The sequence below is a fragment of the Myxococcus sp. RHSTA-1-4 genome, from assembly GCF_020037125.1.
Classification (GTDB): Bacteria; Myxococcota; Myxococcia; order Myxococcales; family Myxococcaceae; genus Myxococcus.
In genome coordinates, this window is the sequence record NZ_JAIQDG010000001.1 from 437,937 (window position 1) to 457,684 (window position 19,748).

General features: G+C 71.5%; 19 protein-coding genes. 6 read left to right on the forward strand and 13 right to left on the reverse strand.

The window, feature by feature from the left end:
* Positions 1–69: 69 nt before the first annotated feature.
* Both K8638_RS01805 and dacB read right to left on the reverse strand, forming a co-directional pair.
* The gene (locus K8638_RS01805; RefSeq protein WP_223752623.1) at positions 70–588 is read right to left on the reverse strand and encodes a single-stranded DNA-binding protein; all 519 of its coding nucleotides are present in this window, start codon (positions 586–588) and stop codon (positions 70–72) included.
* 205 nt (positions 589–793) lie between these two features.
* Positions 794–3,073 (reverse strand): D-alanyl-D-alanine carboxypeptidase/D-alanyl-D-alanine-endopeptidase, encoded by a 2,280-nt coding sequence (gene dacB / locus K8638_RS01810; protein ID WP_223752624.1) that lies wholly within the window; start codon positions 3,071–3,073, stop codon positions 794–796.
* Positions 3,074–3,378: 305 nt separating this feature from the next.
* Here dacB and dtd point away from each other — a divergent pair, with 305 nt between their 5' ends.
* The gene (dtd, locus tag K8638_RS01815; RefSeq protein WP_223752625.1) at positions 3,379–3,840 is read left to right on the forward strand and encodes a D-aminoacyl-tRNA deacylase; all 462 of its coding nucleotides are present in this window, start codon (positions 3,379–3,381) and stop codon (positions 3,838–3,840) included.
* Here dtd and K8638_RS01820 read toward each other — a convergent pair whose 3' ends face one another.
* Both K8638_RS01820 and K8638_RS01825 read right to left on the reverse strand, forming a co-directional pair.
* Entirely contained in the window at positions 3,841–4,686 is an 846-nt protein-coding gene (locus K8638_RS01820; protein WP_223752626.1) for a hypothetical protein, read from the reverse strand.
* Between the two features lie 26 nt (positions 4,687–4,712).
* Positions 4,713–5,174: a PTS sugar transporter subunit IIA gene (locus K8638_RS01825; protein WP_169349467.1), complete on the reverse strand. Its 462-nt coding sequence runs from the start codon at positions 5,172–5,174 to the stop codon at positions 4,713–4,715.
* A gap of 241 nt (positions 5,175–5,415) precedes the next feature.
* Here K8638_RS01825 and K8638_RS01830 point away from each other — a divergent pair, with 241 nt between their 5' ends.
* On the forward strand, positions 5,416–6,048 hold the full coding sequence (locus tag K8638_RS01830) for a hypothetical protein (RefSeq protein WP_223752627.1): 633 nt from the start codon (positions 5,416–5,418) through the stop codon (positions 6,046–6,048).
* A gap of 104 nt (positions 6,049–6,152) precedes the next feature.
* Here the strand turns inward: K8638_RS01830 and hpf are convergent, their stop codons facing one another.
* From hpf to K8638_RS01865, 7 genes are all read right to left on the reverse strand, one after another.
* A complete protein-coding gene (gene hpf / locus K8638_RS01835; RefSeq protein ID WP_223752628.1) occupies positions 6,153–6,827 on the reverse strand; it encodes a ribosome hibernation-promoting factor, HPF/YfiA family in 675 nt (224 codons plus the stop codon).
* A 294-nt stretch (positions 6,828–7,121) separates the two neighbouring features.
* Complete coding sequence (locus K8638_RS01840) at positions 7,122–7,904, reverse strand: hypothetical protein (protein WP_223752629.1); 783 nt, start codon at positions 7,902–7,904, stop codon at positions 7,122–7,124.
* 91 nt (positions 7,905–7,995) lie between these two features.
* On the reverse strand, positions 7,996–9,513 hold the full coding sequence (gene rpoN / locus K8638_RS01845) for an RNA polymerase factor sigma-54 (protein WP_223752630.1): 1,518 nt from the start codon (positions 9,511–9,513) through the stop codon (positions 7,996–7,998).
* Positions 9,514–9,760: 247 nt separating this feature from the next.
* Entirely contained in the window at positions 9,761–10,501 is a 741-nt protein-coding gene (lptB, locus tag K8638_RS01850; protein ID WP_223752631.1) for an LPS export ABC transporter ATP-binding protein, read from the reverse strand.
* Entirely contained in the window at positions 10,498–11,046 is a 549-nt protein-coding gene (locus K8638_RS01855; protein WP_223752632.1) for an LptA/OstA family protein, read from the reverse strand. Before K8638_RS01855 ends, lptB begins: the two co-directional genes overlap by 4 nt.
* Positions 11,043–11,591: a hypothetical protein gene (locus tag K8638_RS01860; protein ID WP_370643894.1), complete on the reverse strand. Its 549-nt coding sequence runs from the start codon at positions 11,589–11,591 to the stop codon at positions 11,043–11,045. Before K8638_RS01860 ends, K8638_RS01855 begins: the two co-directional genes overlap by 4 nt.
* Before the next feature lie 13 nt (positions 11,592–11,604).
* Positions 11,605–12,531 (reverse strand): lysophospholipid acyltransferase family protein, encoded by a 927-nt coding sequence (locus K8638_RS01865; protein WP_223752633.1) that lies wholly within the window; start codon positions 12,529–12,531, stop codon positions 11,605–11,607.
* Between the two features lie 17 nt (positions 12,532–12,548).
* Between K8638_RS01865 and astB the strand changes: the two genes are divergently transcribed.
* The gene (astB, locus tag K8638_RS01870) at positions 12,549–13,871 is read left to right on the forward strand and encodes an N-succinylarginine dihydrolase (RefSeq protein WP_223752634.1); all 1,323 of its coding nucleotides are present in this window, start codon (positions 12,549–12,551) and stop codon (positions 13,869–13,871) included.
* 144 nt (positions 13,872–14,015) lie between these two features.
* Positions 14,016–14,537 (forward strand): aminoacyl-tRNA deacylase, encoded by a 522-nt coding sequence (locus tag K8638_RS01875; protein WP_223752635.1) that lies wholly within the window; start codon positions 14,016–14,018, stop codon positions 14,535–14,537.
* Positions 14,538–14,558: 21 nt separating this feature from the next.
* Here the strand turns inward: K8638_RS01875 and K8638_RS01880 are convergent, their stop codons facing one another.
* Both K8638_RS01880 and K8638_RS01885 read right to left on the reverse strand, forming a co-directional pair.
* Complete coding sequence (locus tag K8638_RS01880; RefSeq protein ID WP_223752636.1) at positions 14,559–17,180, reverse strand: O-antigen ligase family protein; 2,622 nt, start codon at positions 17,178–17,180, stop codon at positions 14,559–14,561.
* Between the two features lie 102 nt (positions 17,181–17,282).
* The gene (locus K8638_RS01885; RefSeq protein WP_223752637.1) at positions 17,283–17,879 is read right to left on the reverse strand and encodes a hypothetical protein; all 597 of its coding nucleotides are present in this window, start codon (positions 17,877–17,879) and stop codon (positions 17,283–17,285) included.
* Positions 17,880–17,994: 115 nt separating this feature from the next.
* Here K8638_RS01885 and K8638_RS01890 point away from each other — a divergent pair, with 115 nt between their 5' ends.
* Together K8638_RS01890 and K8638_RS01895 are read left to right on the forward strand one after the other, a co-directional pair.
* Positions 17,995–18,270 (forward strand): hypothetical protein, encoded by a 276-nt coding sequence (locus K8638_RS01890; RefSeq protein WP_223752638.1) that lies wholly within the window; start codon positions 17,995–17,997, stop codon positions 18,268–18,270.
* A gap of 216 nt (positions 18,271–18,486) precedes the next feature.
* The gene (locus K8638_RS01895; protein ID WP_223752639.1) at positions 18,487–18,702 is read left to right on the forward strand and encodes a hypothetical protein; all 216 of its coding nucleotides are present in this window, start codon (positions 18,487–18,489) and stop codon (positions 18,700–18,702) included.
* The last annotated feature ends 1,046 nt before the right edge of the window (positions 18,703–19,748 follow it).

The window sequence follows — 19,748 nt, forward strand, 5'->3', positions numbered from 1 at the left end:
GCCCCCGTCACTTCGGGAGCGGCCGGTTTCATTTCGGGGGGGGGGCTCCGAGGGAGCCCCTGCCGTGCTCTAGAACGGGATGTCGTCGTCGCCGCCGCCGCCGTGGCCGCCGTGGCCTCCGCCCATGCCGCTGTCATCCATGGGAGGCGGCTGGCCGTAGTCGCCTTCCATGCCACCGCCACTGCCGCGCTGCTGCGAGGAGAACTGCCGGCGCCCACCGCCGCCGCCGCTCATGCCCTCACCGGCGTCACGTCCACCACCGCCGAGGAACGTCACCGAGTTGGCGACGACTTCCGTGGTGTAGTTCTTCCGGTTCTCCTTGTCCGTCCACTCGCGCGTCTGCAGGCGGCCCTCGATGTAGCACTGCCGTCCCTTCTTCAGGTACTCGCCGCAGAGCTCCGCGAGCTTTCCCCAGACGACGATGCGGTGCCACTCGGTCCGCTCCTGCTTCTGGCCATTCTTGTCGGTCCAGCTGTCGCTGGTGGCGATGCGGAAGTTGGCGACCGCCTGCCCGCCCGGGGTGAAGCGAACCTCGGGGTCCGCGCCCAGGTTGCCGATGAGAATGACCTTGTTCACGCCTCCAGCCATGACTGCGTTCCTTTCGACGATAGCCGACCCACCACGGGCCGGCGTCACCCCACCAGGAAGAGTCCTGGCAGGTTGGCCTTCACCTATACCAGTGCACACCGACATTCCGCGAGGCGCCAGTAAACGGCCTCGGGGCAAGGCCGCACGGCTGCCCTCCGTGCGGGGAGACACACGCCCGGAGTAGAGAAACGGGAAGGAGGTGGGACTACCCGCCCGGGCGCGTCTCGGCGGTGCGCGCCTCGGGAGGGTTGCCGGGGCGGGGCGGCGGGAGCGGCGCCTTGCCAGCGGGGGCCACCACCTGCACCGGCACGAGCCCGTCCGGGGACCGGGGCGGGGCCTTGGCCTCGGCCACCTTCTGGGACAGCGTGGAGTCCAGGCCCTTGGCGAAGGTGGCGAGCTGCGGGTCCGTGGCGCCCAGCATGCGGCGCAGGGACTTCCAGAAGGGGTGGTCCGCCTGCCCCGCCTGCACGAGCGCGCGGGCCAGCAGCGTGGTGGAGGCCTCGCGGTCCGCGGCGGTGGCGGCGCGCAGGGCCACCACCAGCTCCTCGGGGGCGGTGCGGGCCACCTCGCCCAGCGCCTCGGACATCTCCTGCTGCGACTGCGCGTCCGTGCCGGTGGCGCCGGCCAGCTCCAGCACGCGGGCCAGGGCCTCGGCGTTACCGCCCGCGGCCAGCTCCACCATGCTGCTGACGCCCGGCACCTCCACGGAGAGCACGCGGGCCACTTCCTTCAGGCGGCCGTACACCTCGCCGGTGGCGGCGTAGCTGTCCAGCAGCGTGCGCGCGCCCAGGTAGTCATGCGGGTTGGACTGGTAGAGGCTCTCGGCCAGCACCGCGCGCACCGCCGGGTCCCTCTCGCTGCGCCACGCCGTGCGCAAAAAGCCGATGTTGCGCTGGTCGCGCTGCTTGCCCAGGTCCAGGTACGTCTTGATGCGGGCGGCCACGTCGTTGATGGCGCCCGGCGCGCGGCTGCTGTCGGCCAGCGCGGCCACCGCGTTGGAGGGCCCCAGGCTGGAGCCGGTGGCGGCCACCGCCGCGCCCAGCGCGTCCAGGCCGGCGACGATGGGGCCGGCGCGGCCCGCGAAGTCGTTGGCCATCATGGAGAAGGAGAAGCGCTCACCGCCCGCGCTCGTCACGTAGCCGCTGAGCGCGGAGACGCTCTCCAGCGTGCCCGTCTTGGCGCGCAGCCGGCCCACGGCCTCGCTGCCCTCGAAGCGGTACTTCAGCGTGCCGTCCTTGCCGGCGATGGGCACGGAGGAGAGGTACTCGGGGGCGAACGGGAAGCGCTCGTACATGTGGCGCAGGAGCCGGTTGAGCTGCGCCGCGGAGAAGCGGTTGGCGTCGTTGAGGCCGCTGCCGTTCTTCATCACGTAGGTGCCGCGGGGGATGCCCACGTCGCGCTCCAGGAACTGCTCCACCACCTCCACGCCCTTGATGAAGGAGCCCGGCGCGCCGCGCAGCTCCGCGCCCATCGTCTTGAGGAGCTGCTCGGCGACGAAGTTGCTGGAGAGCTTGTTGAGGCGCTTGAGGATGACGTCGAACGTCTCCGACTGGGCCACGTACAGCATCTTCGCCTTGGAGGGCGTCAGGCCGGCCTTCACCTTGCCCTTCACCTTCATGCCGCGGGTGCTCATCATCTGCTTGAGCGTCTGGCCGAAGTACATGGGCGGGTTGTCTATCTTCTTCCACACGCTGACGGCGCCGCCGCGCTCCTCGGGAATCTGCCCGCGGACGACGATTTTCTGCTGCGGCCCGGCGGGGTCCGACGTGACGGACACGCGGCGCGCGCGGCGCGAGCCGGTGGTGAGCTGGCTCTCCACGATGAAGTAGTCGCTGGGCGGCTCCATCTCCACCGTGCCCTTGGCGCCGGGGCCGTTGCCGGGGCGCAGGTAGATGGCCGCCGCGTTCCAGTTGAGGCTCAGCGCGCCGGTGGGCGCCATATAGGCGCGGTCCGAGTCCTCCTGGTCATAACCGGGCGGCGTGCGCTCGGCGTCGAACCAGGAGTCGTCGACGACAATCTCGCCCACCTCGCGCACGCCGGCGTGCCACAGCTCGGAGACGATGCCCCACAGGCGCTCGGTGGTGATGGACGGGTCGCCCTTTCCGCGCACGTAGAGCGTCTTGACCTTGCCGTCCGCCGGCAGCTCCGGGTCCACGAGGAACTCGGTGTCGTAGCGGAACTCGGGCCCGAGCGACGCGAGCGCCGCCGCCGACGTCACCAGCTTCACGTTGGAGGCCGGGTTGAGCAGCTCGTCGGCGTTGTGGCTGAACACCACGGTGCCGTCGTCGAGGCTCTGCATGTGCACGCCCACGCGGCTCGACTTCAGCGCCGTGCGCTGCAGCACCTCCATCAAGGCCGCCTTCAGCGCCTCACGGTCCGCGCGCTTCTGCGCGGCGGTGGGAGGCGCCGACAGCGCGGCGCTCGGGAGTGTCAGGAAAATGATGGCCGCTGCGGCCAAGAAGGGGCTGGCTCGATGGACCTGCACACTCTCTCCAGGGAAGACGCGGGCCATTATGGGGAAGGGGGTGAAAGGCCGGCAAGGGAGAGAGGCAGCGGGAGTCCACGTCTGGGCGCTCGCTCTTCCACCAGGCGGCAAGCGGATGCCCGGCCTGTGGACTTCTTTTCACTGCCTGCCTCTCAGAGTCCAAGACCCCACGGCGTAGAATCCCCTTCCCCCCTGACATCCCACCTGCAAGCGTGAGGCGGCCCCGCAACGGAAGGCCCCGTGCGAGCCGGTGTGCCAGCACCGGAGAGCGAGCAGGGAAACAGGGGCGCAGGGAGGACACGTCGATGCGAGCCGTGGTGCAGCGGGTGCTGGAGGCGTCGGTGACGGTGGAGGGGCAGCGGGTGAGCGAAATCGGCCCGGGGCTGCTGGTGCTGCTGGGCGTGGGCAAGGGCGACACCGAGGCGGACGTGACGTGGATGGCGGAGAAGCTCGCCACGCTGCGCATCTTCGAGGACGCCGCCGGGAAGATGAACCTGTCCCTGGAGGACACGTCGAAGCAGCTCATCGTCGTCAGCCAGTTCACCCTCTACGGCAACGCCCAGAAGGGCCGGCGGCCCAGCTTCATCGACGCCATGGAGCCCGCGGGCGCGAAGGCCCTCTACGAGCGCGCCTGTGAGCTGCTCCGCCAGCGCGGCCTCACGGTGGGCACCGGCGTCTTCGCCGCCGACATGAAGGTGGCGCTCGTCAACGACGGGCCCGTCACCCTCCTGCTGGAGAGCCCCGGCCCCGCCGCGCCGAAGCCGTAGCTAGACGCGGACGCTGGAGCCCTTCGTCACCAGCGCGGCCAGCCCCTGCTTCGACAGCGCGGCCGTGCGCACGTGGGACGTGAGCGCGCCCAGCTCGCGAATCCAGTTGGCCGCCCGGGGGCCCAGGCCGGAGAAGGCCACCGTGAGCGGCGGCGGCTGGGCCACCTTCCCCAGCCAGTAGCCGAGCACCTCGTCCTTCTCCGGCAGCGACGAGAGCTTCATCCGCTCCTGCTCGCGCGCCAGCAGCTTCTCCAGCTTGCGCGGCAGGTTCACCTGCCAGTGCGCCACCGCCTTCGCCGGCCGCCACGCCCAGTCCGCGAAGGCGAAGCGCTCGTGGGCGAAGTACTCACCGCGCCCCTGCGTGGCGAAGACGCGGTCCGGGGGAAACTCCGGGAAGGGCTCCCACTGGCCCGCCAGCAGCGAGGCCAGCCCCACGTCCGCCATGGGCCGGAAGCGGAAGCCGTCCCGCACCTCGCGCGACGCGCGCGCGTCCCAGTACGGATAGCCCGGCTGCTCCAGCATCAGCGCCAGGTGCAGCGCCTCGTCCCAGCCGTCCGCGTAGCCCGCCTGCATCGCCGCCACCTCCCAGCCCGCGGGGCCCTCGTGCCAGGGGAGGAAGACGAGCCGGTCCACCAGGTCCGCCCACGGCTCCGCGTCCACCGAGCCCAGGCCCCCGGGCACCGCCGTGGACAGCATCCGCTCGCAGAGCATGCGCGCCTGGCCGTCCCCCAGCCCCTCGAGCAGGGACTCCAGCGCCCCGGAGGCATCCGCCATGGCGCGGGTGAGGAACGGGAGGACCTGCTCGTGGAAGAACCGGTCGTTGATCGACCTCAGAACGACGTCCATGTGGTGCTGCTCCCCCCGGAGCGGCCTCAGGGCCGCGCGTCTTCCTGGATGATGAGGGCGTGGATGTCCGCGGCCGTGGGCGCCTCGAGGATGGCGGTCCGGAAGCGCGGGTTCTTGAACAGGCGGGAGATGCGGGCCAGGGCCTTGAGGTGCACGCCCGCGCTGTTCTCCGGCGCCACCAGCGCGAAGAACAGGTGGGTGGGCTTCCCGTCGATGGCCTCGAAGTCCACCCCCGCGCGCGACACGCCGAAGGCGGCCTGGAGCTGCGCCATGCCCGGCAGCTTGCCGTGGGGGATGGCCACGCCCTCGCCGATGCCGGTGCTGCCCAGCTTCTCGCGCTCGCGGAGCACCTCCACCAGCCGGTCCGCGGGGAGCAGCGGATGGGCGCGCACCAGCGTGGCGCTCAGCTCGCGCAACACCTCCGGCTTCGTCCGCGACTGCATGTCGGCGATGACGGCTTGGGGGCTGAGGAACTCGGCGATTCTCACTGACGCTCCCGCGCTGGCGCTCCTTGGAAGGGCGGCAATTACTCCTCACCCTCGTTTAGCGCAAGGGTGGCCTGCCTTCCCGGCCTTCGCTGCGCTCACTGCGCATCATGGCGGAGGAGCGACGGGACCGCCATACGCCGCGCCGCCCTCCCGTACTGGGGGACGATATGCGCCTCACGGGCTGGCGTTTCTGGCCACGAGTCCGCCACGAAGCGAGGCACGGCGGACACGGAGGACGTCCATGAAACGCCTGCTGCTGTCGACCGCTACCGTCCTGTCCCTTCTCGGCACGGGCTGCGCCGCCACCTCGGGCGCCCAGGCCTCCACCCAGGGCGTGCTCCTGGGCAACGCGTCCGTCGAGCCGCTGCGGCTGGAGGGCACCACCATCACCGGCCCCAACTCGTCGCTGGCCATCGAAGGGGACGGCATGCGCGGCCGCTTCCGCACCCGCCCCGTGGCCCTCCAGTGGAACTACCAGGAGGTGACCGGCTCCGTCGGAGAGCTGTCCACCCACCTGCAACTGGCCGAGGGGGACGACACCCGCGTCTGGGGCACCTTCGCCGGCATGGCCGTGGACCTCACCGAGGACGGGACCTGGATGCACGGCCGGGTGGGCCAGTGCGCCTATGCCCTCAAGCGGGAGGGGGACACCTTCAAGGGCATGCGCGACTGCGGCAACAGCCTGGAGCGAGGCGTCGAGGTCTCCTTCCCCCAGGAGCTCACGGCCAGGCCGGTGGGCGAGCGGGCCGCGCTGATGGCGTTCATGCTCGTCAACACCAAGGCGACGGCCTCGGCCCCCAGGATGGCCCCCAAGCCCCGGGGAGGCACGGAGCGCTTCGGCGAAATCACCAGCTGCCGCATCCCGGCCTTCTGAGGTTCCCGGGAGCCTGGGGGAGATACCCCGGCCACACACCGGGCCAGGGCCGGCGCGCTCCGTCTCCCGGGGGGGTGACGGGGCGCGCCATTTTTTCGGCCCGCTCAGGTGCCGGTGGCGGCGGCCGCCGTGGCCGGCGGGTGCGGCTCGATGAGGCCGTACTGGCCATCCTTGCGCCGGTAGACGATGCACAGCGCGTCCGACTCCACGTTGTGGAAGACGTAGAAGTCGTTGTTCATCAGGTTCATCTGCATCACCGCCTCATCCACCGACAGGGGCTTGATGGCGAGGTGGGTGGCGCGCACCACGCGGGCGGAGGGCGGCACGGGCGAGGGAGCCGCGGCGGCGGGCTTCGGCTCGGGCACGGCGGCGAGTCCCGGGGCCTCCCCGGCGATGGCGGCCAGCTCCTCCGCGTCCGGCAGCTCGAACACGGCGTGGCGGACCTTGAGCTGGTTCATCAGGTCCTGCCGGTGGTGGACGCGCTCGCGGCCGTGGTGCGTCTTCAGCTTGTCGCGGTAGCGCCGGAGCTGGCGCTCGATTTTGTCCATCGCCAGGTCGATGGACGCGTACATGTCATCACTCTTCTCCCGCCCGCGGAGCACCCACGCCCCGGAGTGGATGGTGATGTCCGCATGATGGAGGTGGCGCTCCAGGTACAGCACCACGTGGGCTTCGCCGGCCCGGTCCAGCAACCGGTTGACCCGTTCGACCTTCTCGCGTGCGTACTCCTTGAGGGAATCGGACGCTCCGAACTGACGGAAGGTGATGTTGAACTGCATGCGTGGCTGCCTCCTAGGGAGAGAGGGGAGCTCCGTGACGGATCAGAAACGGTCTGCACACGGGAAAGCAACCCACCCCCCCAGGTTGCTTCTTCCCAGGTGCACCCCACGTCCGAGGCCGGACATCCGCCAGCCACCCGGCGTCGCTGGAATCGGCCTCCCTTCTGGGCAGCAGCGGCGAGCGTGCTAGAATCGCGCGCCGCGTCAACCCAGGCGGGCACCTGCCCGCCCATGACGCCCGGAATCTCCGCGTCGACGTAGCTCGACTCGTCCGAGGCACGGGGCCACGCCGCGCTACTGCACGGCGACGACGACTTCCTCCGAGTGGAACAGCGTGCCCCCACACGAGGCCACGCCGGTGCACTCCAGCACCGTGCCGGGCGCGCTCCCACTCAGCGTCAGCAGGTGGCTGGCCACGGGCGTGCTGGCGGGCACGGTGAGGGTGACGAGCCCCGCGTCCTGGGTGATGGGCAGGGTGGCGGCGGCCGTCCCCCCCTCCCGCAGCAGGGTGGCGGTGACGGGGCCCGGCACCTCCCCGTCCGGCTGCCAGCGGTACGAATACGACTGGCCCCGCGTCAGCCGGTCCGCCTCGCCGGCGCTCTCGAAGGAGAAGTAGCGCTTGGCCTTGCCCCCCTGGAGGACGAGCGAGACGGTGTGGCTGGCGTCCTGGAGGACGACGCGGGCGTCCTCGACGGGCTGCTCTCCCCAGACGTTGGGGTCGAAGTCCAGGAAGGCACGGGTGGGCACACACACGTCCCGGCCGGCGGTGCCGTCGACGCCGCCCACCTCCAGGCGCATGGGCTCGCCGTTGAAGGTGGCGGTGACGCCCTCGGCCAGCCGGGTGCAGCGGCCGTCCTCCGCCAGGGAGAAGGTGACGGTGAAGCGGTGGGAGCCCGCGGGCTCCACGCCCTCGAAGAGGTCCGCGTCCGTGAGCGAGTAGGTGAGCGCGCGGTCCGCGAGCCCGGCCAGGGCGACAGTCTCTGATTCGAGGTCGCCACCACAGCCCACCAGCAGGGCGAGCACCCCGAGCGCGCCGGTGCGGACGCCGCGGGAGAACAGGGGAAGGGAGAGGTTCATACGAACCGCACCCTATACCCCCATCACCCGGCCTCCGGGAGGCAAGCGCCGCGCTGGCATGGGAGGCCAGCGGGCGAGCCGCCCCTCACGCTCAGTAGTACCGCTTGCGCTTGCTGCTGGGGAGGATGCCCAGCACCTCGCGGTACTTGGCCACCGTGCGGCGGGCAATCTCGGTGCCCTGCGCGCGCAGCAGCTCGACGATTTTCTGGTCCGAGTACGGGTTGCGCGGGTCCTCCTGCGACACCAGCTGCTTGATGTGGTGCTTCACCGCCTCGCTCGCGGTGTCCTCACCGGAGACGCGGGCAATGGACGAGTTGAAGAAGTACTTCAGCTCGAAGATGCCCTGCGGCGTGTGCACGTACTTGCTGGTGGTGACGCGGCTCACCGTGGACTCGTGCATGCCGATGTCCTCGGCCACGTCACGCAGGATGAGCGGCTTGAGGTGGGCGATGCCCTTGTCGAGGAAGTCCCGCTGGAACTTCACGATGCTTTCCGTGACTTTGTAGATGGTCCGCTGCCGCTGGTGGATGGAGCGGATGAGCCACATCGCGCTGCGCAGCTTGTCCTGGATGAAGTCCTTGGTCTGCCCCGGTCCCACCGCGCCCGTCTTCAGCGCGTTCCGGTACGTGCCGGAGATGCGCAGCTTCGACAGGCCGTCGTCGTTCAGCACCACCGTGTAGTCGTCCCCCATCTTGTAGACGAACACGTCGGGGGTGATGTACTGCGCGTCGTCCCCGCTGAAGTTGCGGCCCGGCTTGGGGTCCAGCTTGGGCAGCAGCTTCACCGCCTCCACCACCTCTTCCATGGGGACCTTCAGGTCCTTGGAGATGGCGGGCAGGTTCTTGGACTCCAGGAACTTCATGTGCCGCTTGATGATGAGGCCCAGCAGCGGCGCGTGTTTGTCCTTCATCCCCTGGAGCTGGATGAGCAGGCACTCCTGCAAGTCCCTGGCGCCGCAGCCGCGCGGCTCCAGCATCTGGATGCGGCGCAGGGTGCGCTCCGCCACGTGCATGGGCACGTCGGCCTCGTTGGCCAGGCGGATGAGCGGGTCGCCGTCCACTTCGGGCAGCTTGAGGTAGCCGTCGTCGTCCAGGTTGCCGAGGATGAGCAGGCCGATGCGGCGCTCGGCGTCGTTCAGGCGCAGCGTGCCGAGCTGCTCCTGGAGGTGGTCGACCAGGTCCTCCTTCTTGACGAGGTTGGCCTCGAACGACGGCAGGTCGTCCGTGGCCACGTTGCCCTTGTTGGAGGCGGTGGTGGGCTCGTTGAACTGGTAGCTGTTGAGGTACTGCTCCCAGTCGATTTCCGGCGGGCCCTCGCTGTCCGCCTTGAACTCCGGGGCATTCTCTCCCGTGGCGGCGGGCAGCTCCACATCGCGGGGCATCTCGACGTTGTCCGCCTCCAGCGAGGCCTCACCCGGCTCCTTGTCGGCCACGTCGCCGGGCGCCTGCTCGTCCGGTTGCTCCAGGAGGGGGTTCTGCTCCATCTCCTCGCGAACCTGCTCGAGCAGCTCCATGCGCGAGAGCTGGAGCAGCTTGATGGCCTGCTGCAGCTGCGGCGTCATCACCAGCTGCTGGGCAAGCTTCAGGCTTTGTTTGAGTTCCATCGCCATGAGACGGTGTCTCCCGATTGATGCGGACCCATCTGAAACAAGGCCGCAATCAAAGACCGTGCCAACGTAACAAGAGCCTCTGACTTCGTCCAGTGGCGTGAAGGTGGTTCCCTGCTTGCATGCTCCAAATTCTGCAAGGAAACCAACAACTTACACAAACCCATCGTAACACGGACGTGTTCAGGGGCCGACGCAAAAGCGAGGCCAACCCATCCTAGTCACTCGGTTGTCAGGTGGCCAGTCGTGCTCAGAGCGCCTGCTGCAGGCGGAACCGCTCTCCCAGGTAGACGGCGCGCGCCCGGGGCGAGGCGGCAATCTCCGCGGGGGTGCCCTCTTCGAGAATCTGCCCCTGTGCGATGATGTACGCACGGTCACAGATGCCGAGGGTGTCCTGGACGTTGTGGTCGGTGATGAGGACGCCCAGCCCGCGCTCCCGGAGGAGGAAAATCTGGCGCTGGAGGTCGCCCACGTTGATGGGGTCCACGCCGGCGAAGGGCTCGTCGAAGAGGATGAAGCGGGGCTGGGGGATGAGGCTGCGGGCAATCTCCGCGCGCCGGCGCTCGCCGCCGGAGAGCGTCTCGCCCAGGGACTCGGCGACGTGGGTGAGGCCGAACTCCTCCAGGAGCGTATCGGCGCGCTGCTGGCGGGCGCGCTTGTCGAGGCCCTTCTGCAATTCCAGCACGGACAGGAAGTTGTCGCGCACGGTGAGCTTGCGGAAGACGGAGGCCTCCTGCGGGAGGTAGCCCACGCCCCTGCGGGCGCGGCGGTGCATGGGCAGGTGGGTGAGGTCCTCGTCGCCCACGCGCACGCGGCCGGCCTCCGGCGTCACCAGCCCCACCACCATGTTGAAGCTGGTCGTCTTTCCGGCGCCGTTGGGGCCGAGCAGGCCCACCACCTCGCCGGGCGCGACGCTGAAGGACACGCCGCGCACCACCTTGCGGCGGCGGAAGGTCTTCTCCAGTCCCTCGGCCATCAGCTTCGCGCTCACTTCGACGTGCCTTTCTTCCGGCGCGGCGCCGGGGAGCTGGAAGGGGGTGGCTCGAAGATGATGACGGCGTTCTCCACCTCGAGCCGCTCGCTTCCCAGGGTGAGGCGCACCTTCGTCCCGCGCATGTACGTGGTCCCCTGCCGGGCCTCGGGCGAGCCAGTCACGACCAACACACCGGTGGGCACCTCGTATTCGGCGCGCTCGCCGCGGGCCATGCGGTCCCCGTCCTGCGCCTGCACGCCCCCGGTGCACACCACGCGCGTCACCACGCGGGGCTGGGTGTAGTAGGCGATCATCTTGTCGCACCGCAGGTCCAGGGTGCGGTGGGTGGCCTTCACGTTGCCCGTGAGGATTGCCTGGTTCTTCTCGCCGGTGATGAGGTCGGCCTTTATCTGCACCGGCTCCTTCAGGTCCGCGGGCGCCAGGGGGCTGGGGCCGCGAGCCCCCGCGTCGGCGGCGGGCGGCGTCCCCCCATCGGCCGGGGCCGCGGCGGCGGCCGGGACGGGTTGGGCGACGAAGAAGGCCATCACGAGGAACTCAATCACTCTGCCGCTCCCAGCACGGTTTCCACCGAGCCCGCGAAGATGAACGTCTCATCCGGGAAGGACAGCTCGAAGCGGTCCGCCCGCAGCCGGTAGTCCGGTCCCTTCACCGTCACGCCCTCGTTTCCATGCGCCCGCTGGGTGTTGGCGTCGTACGTCAACCGGGGAGTGCGGGCGACCATGCCCTCCCCCGTCCTGATGACCACACCGCCCGACCCCACCAGCTGCTTGGACGCGAGATTGCCCTCCATATTCGGAGCGCTCACCTGCACGCCCCCCGAGACACCCGGCGGGGCCCCCTCGGAGGCCCGGGTGGGAGGAAGCATCAACGTGGCGTTGGTGCCCTGCACGTCGCCCCCGGCGCGCTGGTACGTCAGGCGCTCGGCGGTGCCGGAGAGGGTGAGCCGCTCACCCTCGTAGGACTTCATGCGCGCGCCGTACAGCACCACCTGGGGTGGTGGCTCCTCCTGCTGGGGGCCCTGGGCACGGCGGGGCGAGCAGGCGGCGACGGCGAGCAGGACGGCGAGGCTGGCGGACAGGCGCGGCACGGGGCCCTCCTTATCACCGGGCCGCGGCCTTCGCCGCCTCCGGACGCGTCTTCCACCGCTGGTGCATCCACACCCACTGCTCGGGCGTGCGGCGGATGGCGGCCTCGATGCGGGCGGACAGGGCGGCGGTCAACTCCAGGGCCGCGGCCTCGCGGTCCTCGACCTGGGGCACCGGCACCTCTTCCATGGAAAGGCGGTACCCCTCGCCCTCGCGGTGGCAGAAGCCCGTCACCACCGCCGCCCCGGTGCGGATGGCGAGGTCCGCCGCGGCGCGGGGCGTGGCGGCGAGCTGGCCGAAGAAGGGCACGAAGAGGGACTGCACCTTCGTGTCCTGGTCGATGAGGATGCCGAGGATTTCGCCGCTCCGCAGGGCGCGCAGCATGGCGCGCGCGGCGCCCTCCTGGCCGCGCCAGATGCTGCGCACGCCGCCCCGCTCCCGGAAGCGGCCCACCAGCTCCGTGAGGCGCGGGTCGGTGGTCTCCTTGGCGATGCTCTGGCTGGGGTAGCCCGCGCGCGCCACCCGCCGGGCGAGCAGTTCCCAGTTGCCCACGTGCCCGGAGACGAAGACGACGCCCTTCCCTCGCGCCAGGGCCGCCTCCAGCACCCGGCGGTCCTCCTCCGGCCAGGCCACCAGTCCCTCCAGCCCCCGGTCCAGGGCGCCGGTGCAGGCCACCTCCAGCGCGGCGGCGCCCAGGTGGCTGAAGGCGGCGCGGGCCAGGGCCTGCCGCTCCGCGTCGGACTTCTCCGGGAAGGCCACCGCCAGGGACTTCAGGGCCTTGCGCCGCTCGCCTCCGGCCAGGGTGTAGGCCCATGCGCCCAGGCGCGCACCCAGGGCCCGGGCGGCCCCCAGGGGCAGGGGTTGGAGGAGTAACAGCACTCCGCGAATGAGCAGGTAGCGGAGGAAACGTTTGAGGCGCTTTGCTAAGGGAGGACGCTCCACGAAGCGTTCAATACCCCATGCGCGAATACAACTTCGACGGGCTCGTCGGTCCCACCCACAATTATGGCGGTCTCTCGCCCGGCAACCTGGCGTCTCAGAGCCATGGCGGGGAGCCCAGCCACCCCCGGGAGGCGGCGCTCCAGGGCCTGGAGAAGATGCGCTTCGTGTCCGGATTGGGCGTGGGGCAGGCGGTGCTGCCGCCCCAGCCGCGCCCGTCGCTGCGCGCCCTGCGGGCGCTGGGCTTCACCGGCACGGACGAGGAAATCATCACCCGCGCCGCGCGCGAGGCGGAGCACCTGCTGCGGCTGACGTCCAGCGCATCCGCCATGTGGACGGCCAACGCGGCCACGGTGGCGCCGAGCGCGGACACGGCGGACGGCCGCGTCCACCTGACGCCGGCCAACCTGTCGCAGATGTACCACCGCGCGATTGAAGCGGAGACGACGCACGCGGTGCTGCGCGCCATCTTCTCCGACCCGCGGCACTTCACGGTGCACGCGCCGCTGCCGGGCAGCAGCCACTTCGCGGACGAGGGCGCGGCCAACCACACGCGGCTGGCCACGCCGGGACACGCGGGCGTGCACCTGCTGGCCTGGGGGCGCAGCGCGTGGCAGGACGTGCCGGGCCCCAAGCGCTTCCCGGCGCGGCAGACGCTGGAGGCGAGCCAGGCGCTGGCCCGGCTTCACAAGCTGGACACGAAGCAGGTGCTCTTCCCGCAGCAGCACCCGGACGGCATCGACGCGGGCGCGTTCCACACGGACGTGCTGGCGGTGGGCAACGAGCGCTTCCTGATGCTGCACGAACTGGCCTTCGTGGACCCCGCGGGCCTGCTCCAGGTGCTGCGCGAGAAGCTGGGTCCGGACTTCCGCGCGGTGGTGGCCACGAGCGCGGAGCTGCCGCCGAGGGACGCGGTGAAGTCCTACCCGTTCAACTCGCAGGTGCTGACGCTGCCGGACGGCACCATGGCGATTGTGGCGCCGGTTGAAGCCCAGGAGACACCCACGGCGCGCCGGTTCCTGGAGCGCGTGGTGGCCGAGGACACACCGGTGAAGGCGGTGCACTACCTGGACGTGCGCCAGTCGATGAACAACGGCGGCGGCCCGGCGTGCCTGCGCCAGCGGGTGTGGCTGACGGACGCGGAGCGCAAGGCGATTACCGCGGACGTCTTCTACACGCCGGCGCTGCACGACTCGCTGGCCGCCTGGGTGCGGCGGCACTACCGCGAGGTGCTGCGCCCCAAGGACCTCCAGGACCCGCAGCTCGTGCGCGAGACGATGACCGCGCTGGACGAGCTGACGCGCATCCTCAGGCTGGGGAACGTGTACGACTTCCAGCAGTGAGGCCCCCTCGCTCCCCCGTCCTACCGGCGGGCCCGCGGGCCCCCGGAGGGTGGGAATGGCCACGGGGGAGCCGGGAGGCGGCGGCGTACGATGGTCGCCCCCGGCCGGGGGACACACCTTCTCCGACGAGGAGGTGACATCCCCATGATTCCCGAGTCCATCCAGCACTACCTCCGGCGCAACGGCGTGCGCTTCGAGCGGTACTGGCACCCCCACGCCGTGAGCGCCCAGGAACTGGCCCAGGCACTCCATGTCTCCGGCTGGCGCGTGGCGAAGTCGGTCATCATCCTGGCGGACCGGCAGCCCTGGATTTTCGTCGTGCCCGCCGCGGGCACGGTGGACCTGCGCCGCGTCCGGGACATCCTCGGCGTCCACGGCGTCCGGCTGGCCACCGAGGAGGAGTTCTCCCGCCACTTCCCGGACTGCGAGGTGGGCGCGGAGCCCCCCTTCGGCGAGCTGTATGGACTGCCCGTGGCCGTGGACGAGTCCCTCAGCCTGACGGACCGCCTGCTCTTCCGGGCGGGCTCACACGAGGAAGCCCTGGAGATGCGCTTCCAGGACTTCGCCACCCTGGAGTGGCCGCTGGTGGCCTCGTTCATCCAGGAGCAGCCACGGCAGGCCGTGGGGGTACCCCAGCTCGAAATGGAGTCCCACGCCCCCGCCTGACGCGGAAGCCCCCGGGCCCGGCTACGGCGAGTCCGGCGCGTCCGCCGCGCCCCCCGTGTTGCCCAGCAGGTGCTCCAGTTCCTCGGCCCGGGGGTCCTGCTCCAGCTCCTTGCGCCGGGTGTCCACCCGCGCGCGCTCCGCGGCCTCCAGCCGGGCCACCCACGCCTCGGCGTCCTTGCGGGAGCCGGGCGGCAACAGCCGCATGCCCTCGTGCACCGAGCGCGCCGCGGCGTCATACCGGCGCAGCGCCTCCTGCGTCCGCGCCACCGCGAACCACGCGTCCGGCCCCGGCACCAGCCGCGCCGCCGTCTGCCTCAATTCCACCGCGCGGGACAGCAGCCCCTCGCGCTCCAGGCATGACGCCTCCAGCGACAGGAGCCGCGCCCGCTGCGCGTAGTCCGTGAGGAAGGGAGACACCGCCTGCAGCGTGCCCCTCGCCCTGCGCGTCAGCCCCGCGTCCAACTGCCGCGCGGCCAGCGTGAAGGACAGCTCCACGTTGCCCGGGAAGCGCGCCAGCAGCCGCTCCAGCGCCTGCAAGGCCTCCTCGTGTTTCCCCTGCGCCCGCAGCACCTCCGCGCGCAGCAGGTGCGACTCCAGCGCCTCCGGCTCCAGCCGCTCCACCTCGGCGCACGCCGCCTCCGCCCCCGCCAATTCGCCCTGCCGCAGCCGCAGCCGCGCCTCGCGCGCCCACAGCGCCGCCATGCCGGGCTGGCCCTCGAAGCGCTCGCGCGCCCAGCCCGAGTAGGCCCGCGCCAGCTCCAGGCGCCCCGGCGTGTTGGCCAGCGAGTCCAGCAGCCGCACCGCCACCTCCGGCGCGTCCGGCGTCAGCGCGGCCACGTCCTCCACCGTGCGCGCCCGGGGCAGCGCCTCGCCCAGGAGCGCCGCCGTGTCTCCGGCCTCATGGGCCAGCCGGTACTCCAGGAAGCCCTGCGAGCCACGGCCCAGCGCCAGCAGGGCCCGCGCCGCCACCCGGTGCGACACGGCGTCGCGTGGCGCCAGGTACAGCGCGCGGTTGACGAAGGCCAGCGCCTCGCCCGCCGCCCCGCGCCCCTGCGCCGCGTACGCGGAGGCCACCAGCCGGTACAGCAGGTAGTCCGAGGGGTGCCGGTCGATGAGTGCCAGCCCGCGCGAGCGCACGTCCTGGATGGGCGCGCGCGAGGTGACGAGCCCCGCCAGCTCCGCCTCCGCGTCCGCCACGAGGTGCCGGCCGGGCACCAGCGCCACCAGCCCCAGCACCGCCAGCGCCGCGCCCGCGCCCAGCAGCAGCGGTGACGGCCTCAGGCCGCCCGGCTTCCCGGCCACCCGCCCGCGCTCCCGGGGACGCGCCACCGCGCCCAGCCCCACCAGCGCCGCCACCGCGCACGCCGGCAGCTCCAGGCTGAAGTCGAAGAAGTCATGCAGCGCCAGCGCCGCCACGCCCGCCAGCACCGCCAGCTCCAGCGCGTCCAGCCCCTCGCGGCGCAGCAATTGCGCGAAGCCCCACACCGCCACCGCCAGCAGCAACAGGCCCGGCACGCCCAGCTCCACCGCGGCCTGCAGCACCGCGTTCTCCGGGTGCGTGAGGGTGTTGGGGTTGGGCTCGCTCTGGTAGCGAGGGAAGGCCGCCTCGAAGGCGCCACGTCCCATGCCCAGCACCGGGAAGGCGCGCGCGGCCTCCGCCATCATCGGCCACAGCGACACCTTGGAGTGGCGCAGCTCCTCCACGCTGTCCGCCGTGCGCGCCTCCGCCCACAGCCGGTCCGCGGCGGTGTACGCGCCCACCGCCAGCACGGCCAGTAGCCCCAGCAGCGCGGCGGCGCTCCGGGCCCACACCGGCGGAGCGCGCCCTCCACCCTCATGGCGCCTGCGCAGCAGCAGCAACGCCAGCAGCACCTGGCCGAAGACGAAGAAGGCGATGCCGCCGCGCGACAGCGACAGCAGCACCCCCAGGCCCCCCGCCCCCGCCGCCAGCGCGTAGGGCAGTGCGCGCGAGCGGGGCCGCGTGGTGAGCGCCAGTCCCAGCGCCACCGTGGAGGACAGCCCGAGGAAACCCGCGAGGTGGTTGGGGTTGCCGAAGGGCGTCACCAGCGTGGGCCGCGCGTGCATCCACGGGCGTACGCCGAAGAGGGACTCCACCCCGAGCAGCGAGTGGCCCAGCCCCACTACCGCCAGGCCCGCGCCGGTGAAGGCCAGCACCGCCAGGAGGCGAACCCGGCTACGGCGCGAGCGGCACACCTGCACCGCCGCGAGCAACGTCAGCAGGTAGGCCAGGTGCTTCGCCAGCTCGCGCCACGTGGCCGGCGGGTCCAGCGACACCGGCCGCGCGCCCTCCAGCCCCAGCGGCACCAGCGCGAACTCGCGCAGCGCGGCCGCCTCCGGGCTCAGCACGCCCAGCACGCCCGCCGGCAGCGGCACCAGCTGCACCGCGCACAGCGCCGCGCCCGCCGCCAGGGGCACCGCCAGCAGCGGGAAGCGCAGCGACTGGCCCTGCCGCTTCGCCCCCACCGCCGCCAGCACCGCCGCCGCCCCGGACAGCGCCATCAGCGGCCAGGGCAGCCACGGCGCCGCGCCGCCGAGCGCCAGCGGGCACAGCACGACGAGCGCCGCCAGCGCCGCCTCGGCGAACAGGGTGAATCGGGAGGTGCCGCGGCGCGAGTGGGACATGCGGGAAATGGGGGGCCACGAGTATGTCACGCCTCGCCAGCCCCGCCCCCTTCCCGCCCCATCCCCGGCCGCAAAGGGGCCGGGCGTGCGTGGGGCAATGCGTCAGAAGCGCAGGGCCAGCAGGGGAATCGTGGGACGGGGCTGCCACCGCCGCGCCTGCAACGTGGTGCGCGCGTCCCGGCGGGCCTTCAAGTCCCGCAGCTCGTCCTCCAGGCGGATGCGCTCGCGAATCAGCTCCTCGCGCCGGGCCCGGTTGTCGTTGGACGCCTGGGTGCCATTGATGAAGCCGGCGACGAGCAGCCCCACGCCCGCCACTCCGGCCAAGGACAGCCCCGCCCCCACGCCAATCATCGTGGCCTGGTCGCCATCGTCCTCCTCCCCCAGGCCGACGATGATGAGGGGGATGCCCACCAGCAGCAGGGGTGACAGCACGTAGCCGAAGTACGCCATCAACAGCGAGCCCACGGGGAAGTTCACGTCGATGCCGCGAATCTCGCTCTGGAGCAGGGCCACCTGCCGTGTCAGCTCGTGGATGCGCGCGTCCAGCTCCGGGTCCACCCGGGACGCGGGCGCCTCCGGGGGAGCCTGGGCCACGAGCAGGCGCGCGGACAGGTGCCGCCCGGACTCCGGGCTCAGCAGTGACGGCGAGGGGGACGTGGGCGTGGCGGCCAGCAGGACGGCGGCGACGAGCGTCAGCATGGGAATGGGTCCTCCCGGGAAAGGAGCAGGCGGGCGACCCTAGCATCCACCCGGGCACGCAGGGCTCGCGCGCGGCTTGCATCCAGGGGACCTTCTGGCATCTTCGCGCACACCCATGCGCCGCCTCCTCATCACCGCCGCCCTCCTCTGCTCCACCCTGTCCGGCCTCGCTGGCTGCAAGGGCGCCTGCCGCGAGCTCGCGGAGAAGCTCTGCGACTGCTCCGTCAACTCCGTGGAGAAGGAGCTGTGCCTCCAGCGCGCCGCGGAGGAGGAGAACCGCGTGGAGCCCACCGAGGAGGACGAGGCCGTCTGCGAGGAGCGGCTGGAAGGCTGCGACTGCCGCGCCATCGAGACCGAGGAAGGCAAGCGCGCCTGCGGCCTGGCGCGCTGAAGGAGCATCGATAAATCGGCCCGCCTGCTCGTGACGCGGCCGGCGCTGACGAGAATCTCCGGAGCGCTTCCGCCCGGCTCCGTCTCCAGTCTGAATCCACCAGGAAACGCACGACGGGGATGGCCCCGGAGGGACGAGGGCCGCACGCGGACGGGCAGAGCTCTTGGAGTCCACTCCGGGTGCGTGCCACGCTGAGGGCCTCTGCCAGGAGAGGCCATGCGCCGGTCCCTTGTCTGGGTCTTCGTGCTGTCCTTGACGTCCGCCTGTCCCACCGCGCACAGGCCGGAGGGCTATCTCGACCGGGACTCGCGCGCGGACATCAAGAGACAGACCCAGACGGAGAGGTGCGACCAGGAGAAGTACAGGAAACTCTGCCTGGACCCATTGGATGAAGAGGAGTTGGAGGAGTGCCTCAAGGCGTGCTTCGAATGAGGTGGCGTGCCACCCTGGGCGCACTCATGGCGCTGCTGCTCCCGCTACCCCTGGTGCTGGTGCTGGGCAGCGCCCTGTACGCCCATCCGGAGCGCTCGCCCCCGCCTCCCGGCACGCCACCCACCGTACCCGTGCTCTCGTACGAGGAGCGCATGAGCCTCGTGACGTACCAGCGCGAGTGCTGGAGGCCCGGTGAATGCGAGCCCCCCTGGTCTGTTTCGGTGACGCTTATCGGATGGACCGCTACTGCACCGACAGCGAGTGCACCACGGATGCTCAGTGCGAGGAGGGGCAGGTCTGCCAGAGTCTGGCCGTCTCGAAGGGAAAGCTCCGGGTGCGCCGCTGCGTGGCCGTGGGCGTCCGCCAGGAGGGCGAGTCGTGCCTGAAGTACACCCTGGCCCCCGAGCAAGCCTGCCACCCCGGGCTGGTGTGCGGAGACCGGACGGGCCGGTGTGGTCGCCCCTGCCGCCCGGGCGAGGTGGGAAGCTGCCCGGAGGGCTTCTTCTGCGGCGACGTGGAGCCGGAGCCCATCTGCCTGCCCACCTGCGAGGGCCGCAATTGTCCCCAAGGCCAGCAGTGCATCCAGCACGAGGAGGGCGTCTCCGTGTGCGCCGTCGTCCACGGCACCAACTGCCAGCAGAACCCCTGCCCGGGGGGCGCTGATGAGTGCGAAATCGATACCAGCCTTGTCCGCCAGACGGAAACCTGGATGCGCTGCCTCCGCCGGTGCGGCAGGAAGCGCCCCCCCCTGCCCGGAAGGACTCGTCTGCGCCGGCGCCCGGTGCCAGTCCCCCTGCGACCCCACCGGCCCCGACACCTGCGAGCCGGGCTTCCACTGCACCCGCAGGACGCCGCGCAGCCCCTATCTCTGCGAGCCCGACACCTGGCCCAAGCGGTAGCCACACGCCCCCAGACCGCGGGGCACGGGGTTTCAGGGGAACGTGACGTTGCGCAGCGTGACGGTGTGCCCCCCTTCCGCCTCCCACGGGCTGAGCGCAAAGGGGCCCTGGGGCGTGCCGGAAACCCGCGCCCGCAAGAGGATGCGT